This is a genomic window from Afipia dichlorophenoxyacetatis, assembly GCF_055386385.1.
Genome location: NZ_AP029250.1, coordinates 5,318,367 through 5,338,823 on the forward strand (window position 1 = coordinate 5,318,367; position 20,457 = coordinate 5,338,823).

21 protein-coding genes are annotated in these 20,457 nt (G+C 59.4%); 12 read left to right on the forward strand and 9 right to left on the reverse strand.

Annotation, left to right across the window (positions count from 1 at the left end; genetic code table 11):
- Positions 1-181 precede the first annotated feature (181 nt).
- Positions 182-790 carry an aminoacyl-tRNA hydrolase gene (pth, locus tag ACZ5C3_RS24920; protein WP_464033807.1) on the reverse strand — a complete coding sequence of 203 codons (609 nt, stop codon included), beginning with the start codon at positions 788-790 and terminating at the stop codon, positions 182-184.
- A gap of 21 nt (positions 791-811) precedes the next feature.
- The gene (locus ACZ5C3_RS24925; protein WP_464033808.1) at positions 812-1,525 is read right to left on the reverse strand and encodes a 50S ribosomal protein L25/general stress protein Ctc; all 714 of its coding nucleotides are present in this window, start codon (positions 1,523-1,525) and stop codon (positions 812-814) included.
- A gap of 378 nt (positions 1,526-1,903) precedes the next feature.
- On the opposite strand from ACZ5C3_RS24925, the gene ACZ5C3_RS24930 reads away from it, so the two are divergent.
- A complete protein-coding gene (locus tag ACZ5C3_RS24930) occupies positions 1,904-3,013 on the forward strand; it encodes a DUF2336 domain-containing protein (protein ID WP_464033809.1) in 1,110 nt (369 codons plus the stop codon).
- A gap of 231 nt (positions 3,014-3,244) precedes the next feature.
- Entirely contained in the window at positions 3,245-4,459 is a 1,215-nt protein-coding gene (gene zigA / locus ACZ5C3_RS24935; protein ID WP_464033810.1) for a zinc metallochaperone GTPase ZigA, read from the forward strand.
- A gap of 49 nt (positions 4,460-4,508) precedes the next feature.
- Here the strand turns inward: zigA and ACZ5C3_RS24940 are convergent, their stop codons facing one another.
- Complete coding sequence (locus ACZ5C3_RS24940) at positions 4,509-5,585, reverse strand: acyltransferase family protein (protein ID WP_464033811.1); 1,077 nt, start codon at positions 5,583-5,585, stop codon at positions 4,509-4,511.
- Between the two features lie 187 nt (positions 5,586-5,772).
- Between ACZ5C3_RS24940 and ACZ5C3_RS24945 the strand changes: the two genes are divergently transcribed.
- The gene (locus ACZ5C3_RS24945) at positions 5,773-6,864 is read left to right on the forward strand and encodes an HD domain-containing protein (protein ID WP_464033812.1); all 1,092 of its coding nucleotides are present in this window, start codon (positions 5,773-5,775) and stop codon (positions 6,862-6,864) included.
- A gap of 69 nt (positions 6,865-6,933) precedes the next feature.
- Here ACZ5C3_RS24945 and ACZ5C3_RS24950 read toward each other — a convergent pair whose 3' ends face one another.
- Both ACZ5C3_RS24950 and ACZ5C3_RS24955 read right to left on the reverse strand, forming a co-directional pair.
- On the reverse strand, positions 6,934-7,572 hold the full coding sequence (locus ACZ5C3_RS24950; RefSeq protein WP_464033813.1) for a YdeI/OmpD-associated family protein: 639 nt from the start codon (positions 7,570-7,572) through the stop codon (positions 6,934-6,936).
- Positions 7,569-7,832: an accessory factor UbiK family protein gene (locus tag ACZ5C3_RS24955; RefSeq protein WP_464033814.1), complete on the reverse strand. Its 264-nt coding sequence runs from the start codon at positions 7,830-7,832 to the stop codon at positions 7,569-7,571. The genes ACZ5C3_RS24950 and ACZ5C3_RS24955 overlap by 4 nt, the downstream gene beginning before the upstream one ends.
- A gap of 126 nt (positions 7,833-7,958) precedes the next feature.
- Here ACZ5C3_RS24955 and lgt point away from each other — a divergent pair, with 126 nt between their 5' ends.
- From lgt to proC, 8 genes are all read left to right on the forward strand, one after another.
- Positions 7,959-8,804, forward strand: coding sequence for a prolipoprotein diacylglyceryl transferase (gene lgt / locus ACZ5C3_RS24960; RefSeq protein ID WP_464033815.1), 846 nt, complete (start codon positions 7,959-7,961; stop codon positions 8,802-8,804).
- A 43-nt stretch (positions 8,805-8,847) separates the two neighbouring features.
- The gene (locus tag ACZ5C3_RS24965) at positions 8,848-9,987 is read left to right on the forward strand and encodes a class I SAM-dependent methyltransferase (protein ID WP_464033816.1); all 1,140 of its coding nucleotides are present in this window, start codon (positions 8,848-8,850) and stop codon (positions 9,985-9,987) included.
- Positions 9,984-10,751 carry a peptidoglycan editing factor PgeF gene (gene pgeF / locus ACZ5C3_RS24970; RefSeq protein WP_464033817.1) on the forward strand — a complete coding sequence of 256 codons (768 nt, stop codon included), beginning with the start codon at positions 9,984-9,986 and terminating at the stop codon, positions 10,749-10,751. The genes ACZ5C3_RS24965 and pgeF overlap by 4 nt, the downstream gene beginning before the upstream one ends.
- 241 nt (positions 10,752-10,992) lie before the next feature.
- Entirely contained in the window at positions 10,993-11,610 is a 618-nt protein-coding gene (locus ACZ5C3_RS24975) for a hypothetical protein (RefSeq protein WP_464044344.1), read from the forward strand.
- A gap of 172 nt (positions 11,611-11,782) precedes the next feature.
- On the forward strand, positions 11,783-12,736 hold the full coding sequence (locus ACZ5C3_RS24980; protein ID WP_464038428.1) for a ribose-phosphate pyrophosphokinase: 954 nt from the start codon (positions 11,783-11,785) through the stop codon (positions 12,734-12,736).
- Positions 12,737-13,216: 480 nt separating this feature from the next.
- Entirely contained in the window at positions 13,217-13,717 is a 501-nt protein-coding gene (locus tag ACZ5C3_RS24985) for a type III secretion system chaperone family protein (protein ID WP_464033819.1), read from the forward strand.
- Positions 13,718-13,732: 15 nt separating this feature from the next.
- The gene (locus ACZ5C3_RS24990) at positions 13,733-14,155 is read left to right on the forward strand and encodes a GNAT family N-acetyltransferase (protein ID WP_464033820.1); all 423 of its coding nucleotides are present in this window, start codon (positions 13,733-13,735) and stop codon (positions 14,153-14,155) included.
- Between the two features lie 134 nt (positions 14,156-14,289).
- Positions 14,290-15,123: a pyrroline-5-carboxylate reductase gene (gene proC / locus ACZ5C3_RS24995; RefSeq protein ID WP_464033821.1), complete on the forward strand. Its 834-nt coding sequence runs from the start codon at positions 14,290-14,292 to the stop codon at positions 15,121-15,123.
- Positions 15,124-15,153: 30 nt separating this feature from the next.
- On the opposite strand, the gene ACZ5C3_RS25000 is transcribed toward proC, so the two are convergent.
- Genes ACZ5C3_RS25000 through ACZ5C3_RS25010 form a run of 3 tightly spaced genes read right to left on the reverse strand, consistent with a single transcriptional unit; the run spans position 15,154 to position 17,841 of the window.
- Complete coding sequence (locus tag ACZ5C3_RS25000) at positions 15,154-16,542, reverse strand: ATP-binding protein (RefSeq protein WP_464044345.1); 1,389 nt, start codon at positions 16,540-16,542, stop codon at positions 15,154-15,156.
- Between the two features lie 19 nt (positions 16,543-16,561).
- Positions 16,562-17,287 (reverse strand): response regulator, encoded by a 726-nt coding sequence (locus tag ACZ5C3_RS25005; RefSeq protein ID WP_464033822.1) that lies wholly within the window; start codon positions 17,285-17,287, stop codon positions 16,562-16,564.
- A complete protein-coding gene (locus ACZ5C3_RS25010; protein ID WP_464038429.1) occupies positions 17,284-17,841 on the reverse strand; it encodes a MarR family winged helix-turn-helix transcriptional regulator in 558 nt (185 codons plus the stop codon). The genes ACZ5C3_RS25005 and ACZ5C3_RS25010 overlap by 4 nt, the downstream gene beginning before the upstream one ends.
- A gap of 238 nt (positions 17,842-18,079) precedes the next feature.
- Here ACZ5C3_RS25010 and ACZ5C3_RS25015 point away from each other — a divergent pair, with 238 nt between their 5' ends.
- Positions 18,080-18,970 carry a branched-chain amino acid aminotransferase gene (locus tag ACZ5C3_RS25015; protein ID WP_464033823.1) on the forward strand — a complete coding sequence of 297 codons (891 nt, stop codon included), beginning with the start codon at positions 18,080-18,082 and terminating at the stop codon, positions 18,968-18,970.
- 39 nt (positions 18,971-19,009) lie between these two features.
- On the opposite strand, the gene ACZ5C3_RS25020 is transcribed toward ACZ5C3_RS25015, so the two are convergent.
- Positions 19,010-20,407, reverse strand: coding sequence for an MATE family efflux transporter (locus ACZ5C3_RS25020; RefSeq protein ID WP_464033824.1), 1,398 nt, complete (start codon positions 20,405-20,407; stop codon positions 19,010-19,012).
- Positions 20,408-20,457: the final 50 nt, after the last annotated feature.

Consider the following 20,457-nt stretch of genomic DNA (forward strand, 5'->3'; position numbering starts at 1 on the left):
ACCTGAAAGGCGCTAGTGTCCCGGTTCTGACATTCGTATTTGTTTGCAGCTAGCTCGTTTACGAATGTCAGAACCTAAGGGACACTAGCAAAAATATAAACCTAGTGCGGTTTTGGATCTGACGTTCGTATGAGGTATCCGCAGTTAGCACTGATACGAACGTCAGATCCCACCGCACTACCTACTTGTCGCCGCCGTTGTCCTTGTCCGATGCAAAGCCCTTGGCCTGCATCGCGAGATGCACCTTGTTCTGAAACGACGAATCCTTGCTGGTGACCAGCAACGCCGCATTGTCCGTGACGGCGTCGCACAGCGCCTCGACCCATGGCCGCTCGGCTTTGGCGAAATCGTTCAGCACATGGGCATGCACGAGTTCTTTGACGCCTGGATGGCCAACACCGAGCCGTACACGACGATAGTCATTGCCGACATGCGCTGAAATCGAACGAAGCCCGTTGTGTCCGGCGATGCCGCCGCCAACCTTCACCCGCACCTTGGCAGGCGGCAGTTCGATCTCGTCATGAAACACGACGATGTCACCAACCCCAAGCTTGAAGAAATTCGCGGCTTCGCTCACGGCGCGACCGGACTCGTTCATATAGGTGGAAGGTTTGAGCAGGATCACGCGCTCGCCGTCGAGCGTGCCTTCGGAGGTCTCCCCCTGAAAGCGACGGCGCCACGGTGCAAAACCATGACGCCGCGCAATGTCGTCGACAACCATGAACCCGATATTGTGCCGGTTGCCCTGGTACTTCGTGCCGGGATTGCCCAGTCCGACGAACAGGCGCATGGCGCGGGTTCTCGCAGTCGCTTACTTCTTCTTGTCGGCAGGAGCCTTGGCTGCGGGAGCCTTGGCCGCAGCAGCCGCGGGCGCCTTCGCACCAGCAGCCGGAGCCGCTGCGCCAGCCGCAGGTGCAGCAGCCGCACCTTCCGCAGCGCCGGCCTTGGCCTCTTCGCCGTAACCTGACGGAGGCACAACGGTGACCAGCGTTTGGTCTTCACGCGAAACCGCCTTCACGCCCTTTGGCAGCGCGACATCGCTGAGGTGGATCGAGTTGTTGATTTCGAGCTTCGAGACGTCAACTTCGATGAACTGAGGGATGTGTTCGACATCCGCTTCCAGTTCGACGGTGTGGTTGACGATGTTGACCGTGCCGCCGCGCTTGACGCCCGGCGAAACTTCAGTGCCCGTCACGTGCAGCGGAACGCTGACGCGGATGGTTGCACCCTGGCCCAGGCGCAGGAAATCGACGTGAAGCGGGAAATCTTTTACCGGATCCAGCGAGTAATCGCGCGGAATCACGCGATGCTTCTTGCCATCGAGATCGATGTTGAAAAGCGTGGTGAGGAAGTGACCTGCGAAGATGTTCTGACGCAGCATCTTGTCATCCAGCGAGATAGTCAGCGGGGGCTGGTTGTCACCATAGATCACGGCTGGCACGCGGCCAGCACGGCGTTCTGCGCGGGCGGCCCCCTTGCCGGCCTTCGGACGCGCGGTCGCCTTCAATTCCTTGACGGTCGCCATTGTCGAGTTTCCTTAAATCTTGAAAAGTGAAGGGCCGCAAAGCGGCCCGGTTCTTCGCCGCAGCAAGCCTCCAGGGGTGCGGGGGCTGCGGACGGGCGGTTCTTAGCGTCAAAGGGCCGAAAACACAAGGAAATGGTCCGATTTTATCGGCCAATTTGGCCTGAAAAAGCGGCTTAGAAAGCCTGGAAGCCCGGCCGAAACGGCGTGACGAGCCAAAGACTCCTTAAATCCTTGCAGGAACCTTTAAGGAAAAACTTCCATTTGGCCCATACGCTTGCCCGGTATTTTGCAGGTTCGATGGCATGAGGCGGGGTTCATTCCGCCGGTTTTCAACGCGGAACTCTCACTTGTCTCGGAGTGCCGACAGAAGCGGTTTTGTTGGGTTTTACTAGGGTCGTTGCCGTGCAGAATGCCGAACCCTCCCTGCTTGAGGAGCTGGATACCACCCTTCGGAAGGGATCGCCGGAACGGCGCGTCACCATTCTCCAGCGCGTCACTGATCTCTTTTTATATGACGCCAACCGGCTGAACGAAGAGCACGTCGACGTTTTCGATCAGGTCCTCTGTCATCTCATCCGCAAAATAGAAACCAAAGCGCTGGTCGAAATAAGCTCCCGCCTCTCCTCTATCGACAATGCGCCTATCGACCTCACGCACCAGTTAGCTGGGCATCAGGACATCACCATTGCCGGTCCGATGCTGTCGGTTTCGAGCCGTATCGCAACGGATCACCTTATCGAAATCGCAAGGACCAAAAGCCAGGCGCACCTGTTTGCCATTTCCGAACGCACCCACATCGCCCCTGCCATCACGGATGTGCTTCTCGATCGTGGAAATCGCGCCGTGATCCACAACGTCGCCGTCAATTCAGGGGCTCGACTGTCCGATCGCGGTTTTGTGGCACTTCTGAAGGCCTCGGAGACCGACGACAGCCTTGCCGAAAAGACTGGATTGCGGCTCGATCTACCGTCGCCTGTCCTCAAGCAACTTCTGTTGCGCGCGACCGATGCGGTTCGATCACGGCTGCTTTCGCGAACCCCGTCCGAACTTCAGGAGGAAGTCCGGCGCGCGTTGCAAGTCGCGGCGAGCGAAGTCGATTGGGAAACCCGTACACCTCGGGACTTCGTCTCCGCAAAACGGTTTGTGGAGCTGTTGAAGGAACGGGGTGAACTGAACGAAGCAGTGTTGCTGAAATTCGCCCAGGGGCGGAAATACGAGGAGACCACAGCGGCGCTCGCATCGCTGTCCTCGGCACCGATCGAGATCATCAGGCCGCTCATGGAGAGCCCGCGCGACGATGGTCTCCTGATTCCCTCCAAGGCCGCTGGCTGCTCCTGGGAAACTCTGCGCGCCATTTTGGCGTGCAAGACCTCACCCGGCGCGGCGAACAAACATATCGACAGGCTCGAAGCTGATTTTGCGAGACTCTCGAAGTTGAGTGCCCAACGTTTGTTGCGATCCTGGCAGATTCGGCAGATCGGCCACTGAACGACTGCAGCTCGGGCTAACTCAACAAGCCTTCACGGTGATGCGTTTCCCGATTTAGCGCCCCCGCCCGTACTGCCCTCGCAAAGTTATCCCACCATTCTCGACAGAGAATCCCTCACGCCTTTGTGCCTTGCCTTGCCTGTCCATTTATAGTTACGTTATAACATAACATAAATGGAAATCTCCCGATGCCGCCCCGGCGCCTGTCTTTGAAAAGGCTGTTCGACTCTCATGAAAAAACTGCCCGTCACCGTCCTCTCCGGCTTCCTCGGAGCGGGGAAGACCACCCTCATGAATCATGTTCTCAACAACCGGCAGGGCCTGCGGGTGGCTGTGATCGTGAACGACATGAGCGAGGTGAACATCGACGCGGATCTCATCCGCGATGGTGGTGCGAACCTGTCGCGGACTGACGAAACACTGGTCGAGATGACCAACGGCTGCATCTGCTGCACATTGCGCGATGACCTCCTGAAAGAAGTACGCCGGCTCGCCCAGGATCAGCGCTTTGATTATCTGCTGATCGAATCCACCGGCATTTCGGAGCCACTGCCCGTCGCAGCAACCTTTGACTTCCGGGATGAAAACGACGAAAGCCTGGGCGACGTTGCCAAGCTCGACACCATGGTCACGGTGGTCGATACGGTGAACCTGCTTCGCGATTATGCTTCGCATGATTTTCTGCGGGATCGCGGTGAATCCCTCGGCGACCAGGACAAGCGCACCTTGGTCGATCTGCTCGTCGACCAAATTGAGTTCGCCGACACGATTGTGCTCAACAAGATCGATGACGCCTCGCCTGCGCAGCGCGAAGCCGCACGTAGCATTCTCAAGGCTCTCAATCCCGAAGCTGAAATCATCGAGACCAATTTCTCGGATGTGCCGCTGAACAGGATCTTGAATACAGGACGCTTTGATTTCGAAAAGGCGCAACAGCATCCGGTCTGGTTCAAGGAACTCTACGGCTTCGCCGACCACGTCCCCGAGACGGAAGAATACGGCGTCAGCAATTTCGTTTATCGCGCGCGTCGTCCCTTCGACCCGCAGAAGTTTCACGCCTTCATCACATCAAGCTGGCCAGGCGTGATCCGTGCCAAAGGTCATTTTTGGTTGGCAACACGGCCCCAATGGGTCGGCGAATTGAGCCAGGCCGGCGCCATCGTGCGCAATGAAGCAATGGGGTTCTGGTGGGCTGCGATTCCCAAAGAGCGCTGGCCGGATCATCCGGAATGGCGCGCGGCGATCGAAAAGAACTGGTCAGATGTATGGGGCGATCGTCGGCAGGAAATCGTCTTCATCGGTCGCGAAATGGATCGTGCTGAACTGACACGCCGCCTCGATGCATGCCTGGTCTCCTCAGGCAGAATTGGCGCGATGGACGTCGAGACGTGGGCGAAACTGCCCGATCCGTTCCCCGCGTGGCGGCGTGCAGATCAGGCTGCATAGCTGCTCAGAAGCCATCGGCCGAACATTGCGATTGGTCGCATCAATGCGCTTACGCTGCGGACGGCGCTGATGCTCCGACTCTGTTGCGAATTGCTGCGACGAATTGCTTCGACCATGTGAGGAGCGGAGTCTCAACAAAGCGGTAGACCAGCACACCCGCCGCAATACTTGCGATACAACCAGCGACAATGAATCCGCCCACCATGAGCGGCGGCAACGTACCTGCCACTATCAGTACCGCACTCTTGAGCGTCGACAGCACGACGCTGTGAGTGAGATAGATCGAATAGGACGCATCACCAAGCAGCGCCGGCAAACGCCATACCTTCAACGAGGACTCAAGACTGAGTACACCGACAACAACAAGAAATGCCGGCAAACCCCAGCGGACAAACCGCCCACCGCCGATACTGGAGGCTGAAAGCATCCCCGAATTCAGCAGCAGCACGCTTCCAACGATGAGCAAAGATACGGCAATCGCAGGCCGAGGCAACGCCCCGCGCTCATACACGATGCCGAGCAGACACCCGATAATGAACTCGATCAGCAATGGACTGGTATAGGTCATTGTCATCGGGCTCGATGGCACGACCAAATACCGTGACGCCACCAGTGAGCCCAGCACCGCACCGACGAACAACATACGATAGCGACGCGCGAGCAGGAATCCACAAGCGAACACCGTATAAAAGAACATCTCGTAGTTTAACGTCCATCCCGTGATCAGCAGCGGCTGAACATCCCCCGTACGCGCTGAAGCATACGGAATGAAAAGCAACGACTGCAGGAGATTGCTGACCGGAGGCAATTGGGTGGGGTCACGGAAAATCAGCCAACCACCGTAGAGCAGGAGCGTCATCAGCCAATACAGCGGAACGATGCGGACGATCCTGTTCACCATAAACGAGGACGGCGTTGTCCGCTCCGGCGCCGTCGTGATCCACATGATGAAGCCGCTGATGACAAAGAAAATATCGACACCAGCCGCACCGAATGAAGGCCAGCCGCCATTGAAGTATTCAGCCGCCATGCCTTCGGCATGAAAAAACACTACCATCAAGGCGGCAGCAGCGCGCAAATATTGAACTGAAACTATACGCGACATGGTTAACGGGTACGCACTCATTTACGCAACATTAAGCAGACGGCGAATTGGCCGCCTTCGATTCAAACTTCATTAAAAGTTGAGCGAGGGGAAACCACGGTTGCGTGAACGAAACCGTGTGTTTTCTTAACGATAATCGTTAAGGGTCGAGAACAGTTTTTTCGGTACCACTCTGGGCTGTACCTACGAACGCCCCGAAGAGGACGAAATGGCCCTGGCGGAAAGATCTCAAAAAAAGAGACGTCTGCTGCTTGCATCGGACATCGAGGATCAAAGCGAAGAACTCGCGGACATCCTGCGCAATGCTGGCAACGTCGAAACAATTTCGATCTTCGACCTTCCCGATCATCCGGCAAGCGACTTCTCCGGTGTGATCGTCGATATCGATTTGACATCCGTCGAAGCGGTTCAACGTGTTCGCACCAAACTCACGCGTAAGGCCTATCAAGCCTTGCCGCGCCTCTTCGTGCTGGCAGATTCGCTGCATCATGGGTCCGCCCAGGCATGGGCGCTGGGCGCGACCGACACGATCCAGCGGCCGTTCGATCCTGATAGCATTCTGCACCGTATTCGCCACGCCTTTCCCGAGACACCGGAAGACGAACACACCAGCGCGGCGAAAATTCTCGCCAAGGGCGTCGCCGCCGCGCAGGCTGTGTTGGTCAAAATGTTCCAGCGGCTCCCGGCCGGCACGCCGCTGACCTTTGACGACGTCATGAAAGCCGAGGTGCAGATCCTTGAAGCGCTCAAGCGAAGCTCGCTGAAGGACTGGCTCGCTGCGGTCAGCAAACATCACAAGCGAAGCTATCGGCATACGCTCGTGGTGACGGGCTATGCTGTCGCGTTCTCTCAGTATCTCGGCATGCGCGATGAAGACCAGCGCCGGGTTGCACGCGCGGCCCTCGTCCACGACGTCGGCAAGGCCTTCATTCCCGTGATCATTCTCGAAAAATCCGGAGATCTGACCGACGAAGAAAATGCCATCATGGCAGAGCATGTCCGTCTGGGTTTCGACGCCCTGAAGAAGCAGGGTGGATTCCCTGGAGAAATGCTCGACGTTGTCCTGCGTCATCACGAGATGCTCGACGGCACTGGATACCCTGACGGCCTTCTTGCCGATCGCATCAGCGATATCGTCCGCATCATTACGCTGGTCGACACCTACGCGATGCTGATGGAGCCGCACGACGATATGCCTGTTATGACTCCCGATCAGGCGTTTGGCGTCATGGAATTGATGGACGGAAAGCTGGACGCCGCACTGCTGCAAGCCTTCCGCCCGGTCGCGTTCGGGGTTTAAGGAGCCGCCCTACCCAGTTCATGAGCACGCTGATCAGATCTGCGTGCTCTACCGCGAAATATAGCGAAGCTACTTCGTCTTTCGAGGGTGGATCGTTTCGCCGCGGCTCAGCATCAGGACGAATGTTTCGATACGGCGTGCGCGCGTCTCCGCTTTCTTTGCAGTGTGAACGCGGTGCAGGATCGAATAGCGATTGACGCCGTCCAGTGTCGCAAAGAAGCTCTTGGCTTTCTTGTTTTGCGCAAGTGCGGCATCGAGATCCTCGGGAATCGTCACCGTGCTTTGCGACGCGTAGGCGGCATCCCACCTGCCATCCGCTTTTGCCTGCTCAATATGGTGGAGACCGGCGGCCGTCATGCGCCCTTCTTTCATGAGCGCGAGGGCACGATCGCGATTCTTTTCCGACCATTTTCCGTTGGGCTTGCGGGGCGTGAAGCGGATCAGCCACCAATCCTCGTCGAATTTGTCGAGCTGACCATCGATCCAGCCATGACAGAGCGCGCCGTCGATAGCCTCCTGACGTGACACGCTCGCCGCCTTCGCCGACTTTTTGGCGAGCTTGAGCCACAGGCCGCGAGAGGTCTTAGGCTGCGCTTTGAGCCAAGCCTCCCACGCCTGCAGCGACGCAAATGCTTTGACCGGAAGATCGCGAGACGACTTGGCCTCAGATGACTTAGTCTTGGAAGACTTGACCTTGCTCGCCGTCATGTTTCGGCGACGGGGCCGAGCTTCTTCTCGAGCGCCTCAATGCGTGCCTTCAGGGCGTCGTTTTCTTCACGCGCCAGGCGAGCCATATCCTTGACTGCCTCAAATTCCTCACGCTTGACGAGATCGAGATCGCGAAGGATGCGTTCCGCCTGGGTGCGGACCACTGTCTCCATTTCGCGCTTCACGCCCTGCGCGGCGCCTGCCGCATCGTTCATCAACCGCGCAACGTCGTCAAAAAACCGGTTGGTGGTCTGCGTCATAATCAAACTCCGAAAGACGATTTGCCGCGTGCGGCCCGTTCAGACAATGGTGATAGCGCAGCCGCGACGCAAGATGTAAGAAGCCCCAATCCGAGCCCCGTCATCCCTGCCGGAACCACCCCGTTCATGATGCTGACCATCCAATTTCCCGTCTTCGACCCCATCGCCATCGCCATCGGGCCGATCGCTATCCGGTGGTACGCGCTCGCCTATATCGGCGGCATTGTACTCGGCTGGATCTACGCGCGCAAAATCATTCGCAGCGAGCAACTGTGGGGCGGCAAGGCGCCGTTCACGATGATTGATTTCGATGATTTCATTTTGTGGGTGACACTCGGGATCATTCTGGGTGGCCGCACCGGCTACGTGCTGTTCTACAATCTTCCTTATTTTGTCCAGCATCCGGCGGAAATCTTCGAACTCTGGAAAGGCGGGATGTCTTTCCACGGTGGCTTTACGGGCTGCGTCATCGCTGTGCTGCTGTTCGGCTGGAAGCGTAACATTTCTGTCTTATCGCTGGGTGACGTCACCTGTGCAGTCGGCCCGATTGGCCTGCTGCTCGGACGCTTGGCTAATTTCATCAACAGTGAGCTGTGGGGCCGCCACGCCGACCCGAGCCTGCCCTGGGCGATGGTTTTCCCCAATGGCGGACCGCTGCCGCGCCACCCAAGTCAGCTCTACGAAGCCGGCCTTGAAGGCATCGTGCTGTTCATCATCCTTGCGCTGTTGATTCGCGCCGGTGCGCTGAAACGCCCTGGTTTCATCATCGGGGCGTTTGCGATGTTCTATGGCATCTTCCGTATTACCGGTGAATTCTTCCGCGAACCCGATCCGCAGCTCGGTTTTCTGTGGGGCGGATTGACGATGGGAATGCTACTGTCGATTCCAATGATTATCGCAGGCATCGCATTCATGGTCACCGCATGGAAGCGAGGCCCTCGAAATACCGGTGTTGAAGCAACCAAGGCGTGACACTGGGAGCGCGGGTTGCTTGAACAGAGACTGAAAGATCGCCGTGCCCGAGTATGGTCCCCTTGAAACCTTGATCCGCAACCAGATCGCGAAGACCGGCCCAATGCCGGTGTCGCGCTACATGCAGATGTGCCTGACGCATCCGCAACACGGCTACTACCTGAAGCGCGATCCACTTGGGCGCGACGGCGATTTCATCACCGCGCCTGAAGTCAGTCAGATGTTCGGTGAACTGGTGGGTCTGTGGGCGGCATCGGTGTGGAACGCCATGGGCATGCCCGAGCACGTCATGTTCATCGAGTTGGGACCCGGCCGCGGCACCATGATGGCAGATGCGCTCCGCGCGATCCGCATCCTTCCCGCGTTTCATCAGGCAATCAGCGTCCATCTGGTCGAGGCCAGTCCAACGTTGCGCGAGCGGCAGCGGATCAAGCTCAGCGAGGCGGCCCATGTCGAATGGTATGGAAACATCGAAGAGGTTCCGGAAGGACCTGCCATCATTCTCGCGAACGAGTATTTCGATGCGCTGCCGATCCATCAGGCCGTGAAGCGAGAGACCGGATGGCATGAGCGCGTCATTGAAGTGGATGATGAGATCTTCGCTTACGGCGTGGCGAAAGACCCGATGCCGCGCTTCGATGTTCTGCTGCCACCGCATGTGCGCGCGGCTCCCAATGGTGCGATCTTCGAATGGCGCCCCAATAATGAAATCATGACAATCTCCCGCCGCATCCGCGATCAGGGCGGCGCCGCACTGATCATTGACTACGGTCATACGCGCAGTGACGCGGGCGACACGTTCCAGGCCGTTGCCAAGCATGCGTTCGCCAACCCGCTGCAGCACCCCGGCGACGCCGACGTCACAGCACATGTGGATTTTCAGGCCCTGGCACGCGCCGCCGAAGACATCGGTGCGCGTTCGCATGGACCGGTCGAGCAAGGCGCATTTCTCAACCGGCTCGGCATCGAAACCCGGGCGCAGACCCTGATGAAGAATGCATCGTCGGAACAGTCGACGATCATTTCATCGGCCCTGAAGCGTCTTACTGGTTCTGGAAAGGAAGGAATGGGATCGCTCTTCAAGGTGCTCGGCATCTCCCATCCTGCGATTGAAGTGCTTGCCGCACTATCCGATCACGAACCCGCCATGGGCGCCCCCCTCAACGGAGGGCTCAAGCCGTGAAGTTCGGATCGTCCTTGCTGCTCGCGGTGCCCGGCCTGCGGCATGCATTCTTCACCCGTGAAGGCGGCGTTTCGAACGGCATCTACGCAAGCCTCAATGGCGGCGTTGGCTCCAAAGACGACCCGGCGCATGTGGCAGAAAACCGCCGGCGCATGGCCGAAGAACTCAAGATCGAGCCGACGCATTTCCTCACCGCATTCCAGGTTCATTCGCCCGACGTCGTGATCGCGACCGAACCATGGGATACGGCGTCACGCCCTCACGCCGACGCCATGGTGACCAAGACACCCGGCCTCGCACTCGGTGTTTCGGCCGCCGATTGCGGGCCTATCCTGTTCGTCGATCCCCAGGCACGTATCGTCGGAGCCGCGCATTCCGGCTGGAAGGGCGCGATCGGCGGCGTGCTTGAATCGACCATCAGCGCCATGGAAGGGCTCGGCGCAGCACGCGACAGCATCATCGCCGCCATCGGGCCGCTGATCCGGCAACAAAGTTACGAGGTGGGCGCGGAATTCGTTGCGCGATTTAGCGAAGCGGACGCAGACAACGGAGCATTCTTTGTCCCATCGTCGCGCGCAAACCATTCGATGTTCGACCTCGCCGGCTACATCAGGCGACGGCTGGAGCGCGCAGGCATTCTCATGATCGACGATGTCGATGTATGCACCTACGCCGACGAACGGATGTTCAGCTACCGCCGCTCGGTTCACCGCAAGGAGCCGGACTACGGGCGTAACATCCACGCCATTGTGCTGGAAGACTGACCAGGGCCTTCGGCCGAGCTCAAAAGCCTGTGAGGCAGTCTTCCGACTTGGGCTGCCATCTATGAAAAAAGATGGTTTACAACTCGTAAACCCGTTGTTTTTTCTAATCTTTTTTAGGCCAATTCATTAACGGCAAGGACGAGAGACACGCCTACGCCCTAGACGTTAATGCATTTTAACGATATCGCTCAGCCCGTCCTGCAGGACCCTGCAGACAAGTGATCCTCGGGCGACGACAGGCATGAATTCCGTAGCAAGTACGACGGTTTGGGGATTGCTGCGGTACCTTCGCCTCCCCGTCCTGTTCGCCGTGCTTTGCATTACATCGGGCTGCATGGCGACTGGACCAGAGTCCGCGCCAGCCAGTGCAGGCTTTGGCCCCACCGTCGCCTTCGAGTCCGTCGATGGCCCACCACCGCAGGTGTTTGATCGCCTGGTCCGCGCGCTGGAAACGGAATCCGCAGGTCGCAGCTTTAGCGTTGTCTCCCGCGAGACCGGTGCCGCGTACCGCGTCCGCAGCTATCTATCCGCCCAAGTTAGCAAGAGCGGCAAAACCACCATCGCCTGGGTCTGGGATGTGTATGATCGTGATCAGCAGCGCGCCCTGCGTCTGAGCGGCGAGGAGCCCGCCGGAAAGGCTGGGCGGGACGCTTGGAATGCCGCTGATGACCAAATGATGCGAAAAATCGCGCAGGCAGGCCTGAGCGGACTGAGCGCTGTGATGTCCGGAGCCGCCGCTCCGTCCCAAGATATCCCGGCTCCTGCAGCACCTGCCACCGGCCCGGCCGTCGCACAGGCGGATTCGGAGCCCACCGAGCCAGCTGCGGAGACCACGGCGCTGGCTTTCAGCGCCCATTAAGGATGCAGACCCCTGAAGCTGCGGTTTTTGCAGGAAAATCGCAGGCTTTGTATTGCCAGCCTTGTCATCTCCTTGTTATCACCTCGCCGCCCGGGACAGCGCGGGTAATCCAGTTCCATAGGTAGCTGATATGTTGAAGAGCGTTTCCCCCATGTCACGAGGAGAAGCTGCCATTTCAGCGAAAAACGGTTCCATCAAACTCGTCGCCGGCAATTCGAACCCCGAATTGGCGCAGGCCATTTCGTCATGGCTGAACGTGCCGATGACAAAGGCCAGCGTGCGTCGCTTCGCCGACATGGAAGTGTTTGTCGAGATTCAGGAAAACGTTCGCGGCTCTGACGTCTTTATCATCCAGTCGACGTCGTATCCTGCCAATGACCACCTGATGGAACTGCTGATCATCACAGACGCACTGCGCCGCGCCTCCGCGCGCCGCATCACCGCGGTGATCCCTTATTTCGGCTATGCCCGCCAGGACCGCAAAGCCGGTGGCCGCACGCCGATTTCAGCGAAGCTGGTCGCAAACCTGATCACCCACGCCGGTGCCGATCGCGTCATGACGCTTGATCTGCACGCCGCTCAGATCCAGGGCTTCTTCGATATTCCGACCGACAACCTTTTTGGTTCGCCGGTGATGGTGCGTGACATCAAGGAACGTTTTGATCTCACCAACCTGATGGTGGTGTCGCCGGACGTCGGCGGCGTGGTCCGCGCACGCGGCCTCGCTAAGCGCATCAACGCGCCGCTGGCTATTATCGACAAGCGCCGCGAACGCGCCGGTGAATCCGAAGTCATGAACGTGATCGGCGAAGTGGCCGGCTACACCTGCATCCTGATCGACGACATCGTGGACTCCGGCGGCACGCTGGTGAACGCGGCTGACGCCTTGCTCGCCAACGGTGCGAAGGACGTCTACGCCTACATTACCCACGGCGTTCTTTCCGGTGGCGCAGTCGCCCGTATCACCTCCTCCAAGCTGAAGGAATTGGTGATCACGGACTCGATCCAGCCGACAGAAGCCGTGCGCAAGGCCCCGAACATCAGGACGATCTCGATCGCCGCCCTGATCGGCGAAGCCATCGGCCGCACCGCGTCCGAAGAGTCGGTCTCCAGCCTGTTCGACTGACAAACTCCCCAAGCATCGATCTGTTGGCGCGGTTCGGCGGCAACGCAGACGTTTGCGCGCATGGGTTCACGCGCTCGGGGCATCCGCGTGTCGGCGCCACCGATGTTTTGTATCGCTCCTTTTGGTACGTCGCCGACCGTACAGAGCCTGCGACCAGACTCGCATCGCGCGAATTCAAGCCGGCCAGACTCCCGCCCCGGGAATCCGATTCCGTTTTGTTCTCATTAGAAGCGGCGTGGTGTGCTCAGCCTGTTGATGACAGACAAATTCTTGGTGATTGCCTGTGGACGGGATTCGGCGTGGCATTGTGCGGATTCCGCAAATCACTGATCAATCCTGACACAAGGTTGACGCGTCGGCGCACACGATTCAGACTTCGGTCAGTGCTTCGCTAAGCGGTTTCCTTGCGGCGACGGTGATCGCGCGTTTCTGGCGTTTCGTTTCGCGTTCCATCCCATCAAAACACAGGGTGAAAGCAGTATGTCCCTTCTGGACATCACAACGGATTCGCGGAACAGCCCGCTCACAGTTATCGAAGACATTGCGTCTTCGCATGACTGGACATTCGAGCGCTCGGGGCAGGACGAGGTCACCATCCTCTCCCGTGGACAATGGACTGACTATCAATTGTCGTTCACCTGGATGAGCGAGATCGATGCGCTGCATCTTGCTTGCACATTCGACATGAAGATCCCGGAGATGCGGCGAGCGGAAACGCAGCGCCTCATCGCAGCGATCAATGAGCAATTGTGGATCGGCCACTTCGATGTGTGGACCACCACCGGATCGGTCATGTACCGGCAGGCATTGCTCCTTCCGGGCGGCATGCTGGCTTCGACCGCTCAATGCGAGATGATGCTGGACGGCGCGTTGCACGCCTGCGAGCGTTACTATCCTGCCCTACAATTTGTGATGTGGGCCGGGAAGACGGCCTCCGAAGCCATGGCCGCGGCGCTGTTCGATACAGCCGGCGAAGCGTAGCGCTTTAGAGGACACGTGAGCATCCCAACGATCGTGGTCACGGATTCGCCGAGCAGCGCGGATCGCGATGCCATCACTCAGGCCTTGGTCGCGTTCAACGACAAAGCCGCCGGCCCCTCGGGCTTCCGGCCGCTGGCTGTTCTGGTTCAGGACGCTGACGGCAACACCATCGGCGGACTATGGGGCAAGACGAGCTATGACTGGCTCGTCGTCGAACTGTTCGTCGTACCGGAGCAGTTCAGAGGACAGGATCTCGGCACCAGCATTCTGTTCCGTGCAGAAGCCACTGCCCGCGAACGCGGCTGCATTGGCGCTTGGCTCGACACCTACGAATTCCAAGCGCTCGCATTCTATAAAAAGCAGGGCTACGAACTCTTCGGAACAGTTGAAGATCACCCGCGCGGATCGCGTCGCTTCTTCGTCAAGAAGCTCTTCTAGCAGGTCGCAAGACACCGCCGAAGTAGTGCATCGACGCAGAACAAGCGAATGCCGCCTTGTTGCAGTCGCCCTGACGGCCTACAAATCTCCGTACTGAAAACCAGCCCTCACCGGGCGCGACGTGAGCACGAGTCATGACGTCATCATCCGCCAATGAGTTGAGAAATTTTCACGGCACCGTCCTCCTCGCCGGTGCGGGAAAGATGGGCGGAGCGATGCTCTCCGGCTGGCTCACGCAGGGGCTCGATGCCAAGCAAGTCGCGATGGTCGAACCCAATCCATCGGACGAGACCCGCGGCTTCGCGGCACACGGCGTTCGCCTCAACCCCACCGCCAATGACATGGGCACCGTGGACGTGCTGGTTCTTGCGGTAAAGCCGCAGATGTTCGCTGAAGCCGGCCCGCAGCTGAAGTCATTCATTTCGCCGACGACGCTCGTGGTGTCGATCATGGCGGGAACGACGATCGCAACCATCCAAAGCGTTTGCGGAGGCAAGGTCATCCGCGCCATGCCGAACACACCGGCCGCCGTTGCTCGCGGCATCACGGTCGCCGTACCGTCAAAAGGCATCTCGCCGGACCAGCGGAAAACGACTGATGCCATGCTGAGTGCTATCGGCGCAGTCGAGTGGGTCGACGACGAGGCCCTGATGGATGCTGTAACGGCGGTGTCAGGCTCCGGTCCTGCTTATGTGTTTCTGCTCGCTGAAGAACTCGAACGGGCCGGGATTGCAGCGGGACTGCCACCGGCTCTCGCCACGAAGCTTGCGCGCGAAACAGTCGCAGGCTCGGGTGAGCTCCTGTATCGCTCCTCCTTGGACAGCGCCACACTGCGCAAGAACGTGACATCGCCCGGCGGCACCACCGCCGCTGCGCTCGAGGTGCTCATGGGGGCGGACGGTTTCGAGCCGTTGCTCAAGCGTGCGGTTGTGGCTGCGACCAAGCGATCGAAAGAACTCGCCAAGTAATTCGCTATTCTTATCTCGGCAGCACCGGGCCTAGACCGGCACACGTACGCTTGCGCGCAAGCCGCCCATTGGGCTGTCGCCAAGTGTGATATCACCGCCATGAGATCGGGCAATATCACGCGCGATCGCAAGGCCAAGCCCGGTGCCGCCCTCGTCCTGATTGCGCGCATCGTCGAGTCGCAGGAACGGTTTGAACACTTCCTCACGCATGTTCAGCGGAATGCCCGGACCATCGTCGTCGATCGTCACCGTCAAATAGCGATGATCGCGATGACCAGTGATGTTGATGGTGTCGGCATGGCGGGCCGCGTTCGACACCAGATTGGCAAGGCAACGCTTGAACGATGCCGGCTTCACCGTCACCACCGGCAGCCCGTGGAACGTTACTGTGGCGACGTGCCCTTGCCGCTCGGCATCGCTGCGCAATTCCTCCAGCGCCTGCTCCATGTCGGTCGGCCGTGCCTGTTCACCACCATCTCCGCGCGCGAAGGCCAAATAAGCCTCAAGCATGCCGCTCATTTCGTCGACATCCTTGCGCATGCCGTCGACTTCCGGACTGTTGCCGATCAACGCAAGCTCGAGCTTGAAGCGGGTCAGGATCGTGCGCAGGTCGTGCGAAACCCCAGCCAGCATCGCGGTACGCTGCTCGATGCTGCGTTCCACACGTGCCTTCATTTCCATAAAGGCTTGCGCCGCACGGCGAACTTCTCGCGCGCCGCGCGGACGGAAGTCCGGCGCCTCGCGGCCTTTGCCGAAATTCTCCGCAGCATCTGCCAAACGAAGAATTGGTTTGATCTGATTGCGGAGGAACAACACCGCGACGATCAGAAGGATCGACGATGTGCCCACCATCCAGAACAGGAAGATTTCCGAGTTCGACGCATAGGCCGCGCTGCGTTGCGCGAACACCCGCATCACGGAGTCGTCCAGCTTGATCCGGATCTCCACCAGCGATGAGCGCCCGACGGTATCGATCCAGAAGGGTCGGCCGATCTGACGGCCGAGCTGCACAGACAACGCCTGATCCAGCAGCGAGAAAAACGGCTTCGGTCCCGGTGGCGGCATATCGTTGACCGGCAGGAAATCCACCACCAATCCCAGCCGCTGCTGTGCGATCCGACGCAGCTGGGTACGATCCTTGTCCTGCGGATAGGTCTTGTAGATGTCGATCAGCGCAGCAACGTCCTGCGTGACGGCTTGGGACAAGCGCCGCGTCACCGTGTTCCAGTGCCGCTCCATGAACACGAACGCCACCACCGACTGCAGGATCACCATCGGAACGATGATGATGAGCAGTGCGCGGGCATAGAGCCCCTTCGGCATCATTTCCTTGAACCAACGCCCCATCCATCCGCTTGCGTGAGACACGCCGCGCGAAGCTGTGCGAATAAGGGTGAGGCCGGTATCGAGCGTGCTCATGGCAGTATATCCGGGCGGCTCAAGGCGAAGCGACGAGCCGATAGCCGATGCCACGCACGGCTTGCAGGAACAGCGGATTGGCTGGATCGCGCTCGATTTTGCGCCGCAGCCGATTGATCTGCACGTCCACCGCGCGCTCGTTAGTATTGCCGTCGCCGCCGGTCAGCGCACCACGCGGCACGGTCTCACCGGGCGCCGCTGCAAGAATACGCAGCATGTCTCGTTCGCGGTCGGTGAGATGGATCACGTTTTCGCCGTCGCGCAGTTCACCCCGATCGAGGTGATAAACGTACGGGCCAAACGCAACCGACTCCACGGCGGGCGTCGTCGCTGGAGCAGCGCGTTTGAGAATGTTGGCGATGCGCAGCACCAGTTCGCGGGGCTCAAACGGCTTCGCGACATAGTCGTCGGCACCGATCTGCAATCCCTCGATGCGGCTTTCCGCTTCGCTTCGCGCCGTGAGCATGATGATCGGCACCCCGGAATCCGAACGAAGTGAACGTGCGAGATCGAAGCCGCTCTCACCGGGCATCATCACATCAAGGATCAGAAGATCGAAATGCAGGCCGACCAACTTCGCGCGGGCATCGGCTGCACTCTTCGCCGTGGTGACGCGATACCCCTCTCCCGCGAGGAAACGCGACAACAGGTCGCGGATGCGGCGGTCGTCGTCGACCAGCAGCAGATGCGGCGCATCATCTGCGGGCTCGACACGCACGCGCTCCGTCGTCGCCGCATCGATCATTTTGCATCCCTCGCCGCTCGCCGGCTGCTCTTGAGGATCACGTCCAGCACCTTGTCAGGGTCGTCGTGGTCAATCATGGCAAGGAGGAACTGACGCGTTCCGTCTGCCGCCGCGGGACTGACGCCCTCAAGCGCCCGGTTGATACGGGCGGTCTGCAGGCCGGCCAGTTTTGCAACAAGGGCCTCGCCCTTGGCCGTGGCGAAAAGAAGACGTTGCCTGCGGTCGGCATCGCCAGCCTTTTGAACGATATAGCCTTCGTCCAGAAGCTGCTTGAGGACCCGGCCCAGCGACTGCTTGGTAATCCGAAGCACGTCCAGCAGATCGGCGACCTTCAGCCCCGGATAGCGGGTCACAAAGTGCACCACCCGGTGGTGAGCCCGGCCGAAGCCGAACTCCTCCAGGACGTGGTCGGCGTCCCCGACAAAGTCCCGATAGGCGAAAAATAGCAGCTCAATAATGTCCCAGCGCTGGTCGGCAGAGGCCGTAGCCCCCGAAGCTCCGCCTTCAGCGGGGGGCTGCCCTGTGCGTGGCGCGTTGAAATTTATGTCAGTCATGTTGACATATTTCGGTTTCAATGTTACAAAAAACTCAAGCTTCACGAAATATTCGGATATTTCGCCACCTGCGGCGCCTTGGAAGCCCGGAAACCCCAGTCCTGGCCAGCTTCAAAGTGGATTTTCTCGCCGTGCGATTGTCGATAGACATTCCACGAAACATACTGGACTTAACCGCCCACGTAAAACAACGGGCGCACCGCCGGCTCTGGGGACCGGCCGATCTGGAGACAAGATAATGGGAGTGTCGTTCGACAAAATCGATGGCGTCATCTGGTATGACGGCAAGCTGGTGCCGTGGGCCGACGCCAATGTCCACGTCCTGACCCATGGTCTGCACTACGGGAGCTCCGTGTTCGAGGGCGAGCGCGCCTATGGCGGCGAGATCTTCAAATGTACTGAACATTCTGAGCGCCTGAAGAAATCGGCCCAGTTGCTTGATTTCGAGATCCCCTATTCGGTCGCCGAGATCGACGCGGCCAAGAAGCTGGTGATTGAGAAGAACAATCTGCCGGATTCCTATGTTCGCGCAATTGCCTGGCGCGGCTCGGAAATGATGGGTGTGTCGGCTCAGAGCAACACCATTCATCTCGCGGTCGCCTGCTGGAGCTGGCCGAGCTATTTCAGCCCCGCCGAACGCCTCAAGGGTATCCGTATCGGTCTCGCCGACTATCGCCGGCCCGATCCAAAGACGATCCCGGCCATGGCCAAGGCTGCCGGTCTGTACATGATCTGCACCATCTCCAAGCACAAGGCGGAGCGCGACGGCTATGCCGACGCCCTGATGCTGGATTGGCAGGGCCGCGTTGCCGAATGCACCGGCGCCAATATCTTCTTCATCAAGGATGGCAAGATCCACACGCCGATCGCCGACTGCTTCCTGGCAGGCATCACCCGCGCAACAGTGATCGACCTCGCCAAGCGCCGCGGCATCGAAGTGATCGAACGCCGCATCATGCCGGAAGAAATGGACGGCTTCACGGAGTGCTTCGTGACCGGTACCGCTGCGGAAGTCACTCCGGTTTCGGAAATCGCGAACTGGAAGTTCACGCCCGGCACAATCAGCGAGCAGCTGATGAACGACTACACGGCCGAAGTGCAGCCGAAGGGCAAGCAGGCCGCGGCGTAAGCTCGACTATTCGACACAACGCAGCACGCTGAGCAGACCTCAGCGTGCTGTTACTAACCCAAGACGATCACGCCTGATCCAGCGCGCCATCATCACGCAGGCGACCACTGCGAGGCCGGTGGCAAGACCGATCCAGATGCCGAGCCCTTCAAAGCCCATTCTGAATGCGAAGAAGAGGCTCATCGGCATCCCCACGCCCCAATACCCGATAGCGGCATAGATCATCGGCACGTGCGTGTCCTGCAGGCCGCGCAGCATGCCGGCCCCAACCGCCTGCGCGCCGTCCACGATCTGAAACATGGCGGCGCAAAACAGGAATGTCACCGCGAGATTCACCACGGCCATATTGGCGGGATCCGCGATATCGATGAACGCGCTGATCAGCACGCGGGGGATCGCCAGCATCACCACGCTCATCGTTGCCATAAACACCATGGCCAATGCGAACGCAGTCCAGCCTGCGCGTGTGACCGCATCGGGGTCCCGCGCGCCGTGAGCCCGGCCAACCCGCACGGTTGCCGCCTGTCCAAGGCCCATGGGCACCATGAACGAGGCTGATGCGATCTGAATCGCAATGGAATGTGCTGCAATCGCTGTTGCACCGAATTGCCCCATCAGAAAGACAGCAGCGTTAAAGACCGTGACCTCGAATGCAATCGTGGCGCCGATCGGCAAGCCAAGCCGCCACAGCGCCACAAGGCGTAGCCAATCCGGCCGCCACCAGCGCCCAAACAGATGATATCGCCGTAGCCGTCTGTTCAGGATCACCACCAGCGCAAGCCCGCAAAACAGAAATGTATTCGAGAGCGAGGTGGCGATGCCCGATCCCTTCAGCCCGAGCGCCGGAAAACCAAAATGCCCGAATACAAGTATCCAGTTCGCGGCGATGTTGAAGGCGATCGCCGTGGCGGTCACGATCAGTGCCCAAACCGGATGCTCCAAGGCCGAGACAAAGGCGCGCAACACGATGAAACCGAGAAAGGGCAGAAATCCCCACTGCAGATGGCGTACGAATATTTGCGCGTCGGCCGCGAGCTGCGGCTCCTGACCGAACCAGAGCAGGATTCTTTCGCTGTGCCAGAGCACGAGCCAGCTTGGCAGCGAGATGATCACCGCCGTCCACAATCCCTGGCGAAACGTGCGGCGCACCTCACGTACAACGTGGAGCTTGCGGCCGAACACCTCCGCCATCATCGGTGATGTTGCCGTGACAAGGCCAATGGCAAAAATGTGGAGAGCAAAATAAAGATTCACGCCAAGCGCTGCCGCCGCAAGCGCGGATGATCCCAACCGGCCGATCATGATGATGTCGGTGGTGGTCAAAGCAATCTGCGCGAGGTTGGTGAGAACCAGTGGCCAGCCGAGCGACAGCATCGCCCGGAACTCACCGAGCCATGCAGCACGCGACAGGGCATCCTGGCGGGGATTGAACAGCATCCTGACCGGTTACACCGGTAGAAGTCGATTGGCCATGACGATTGTCGGGT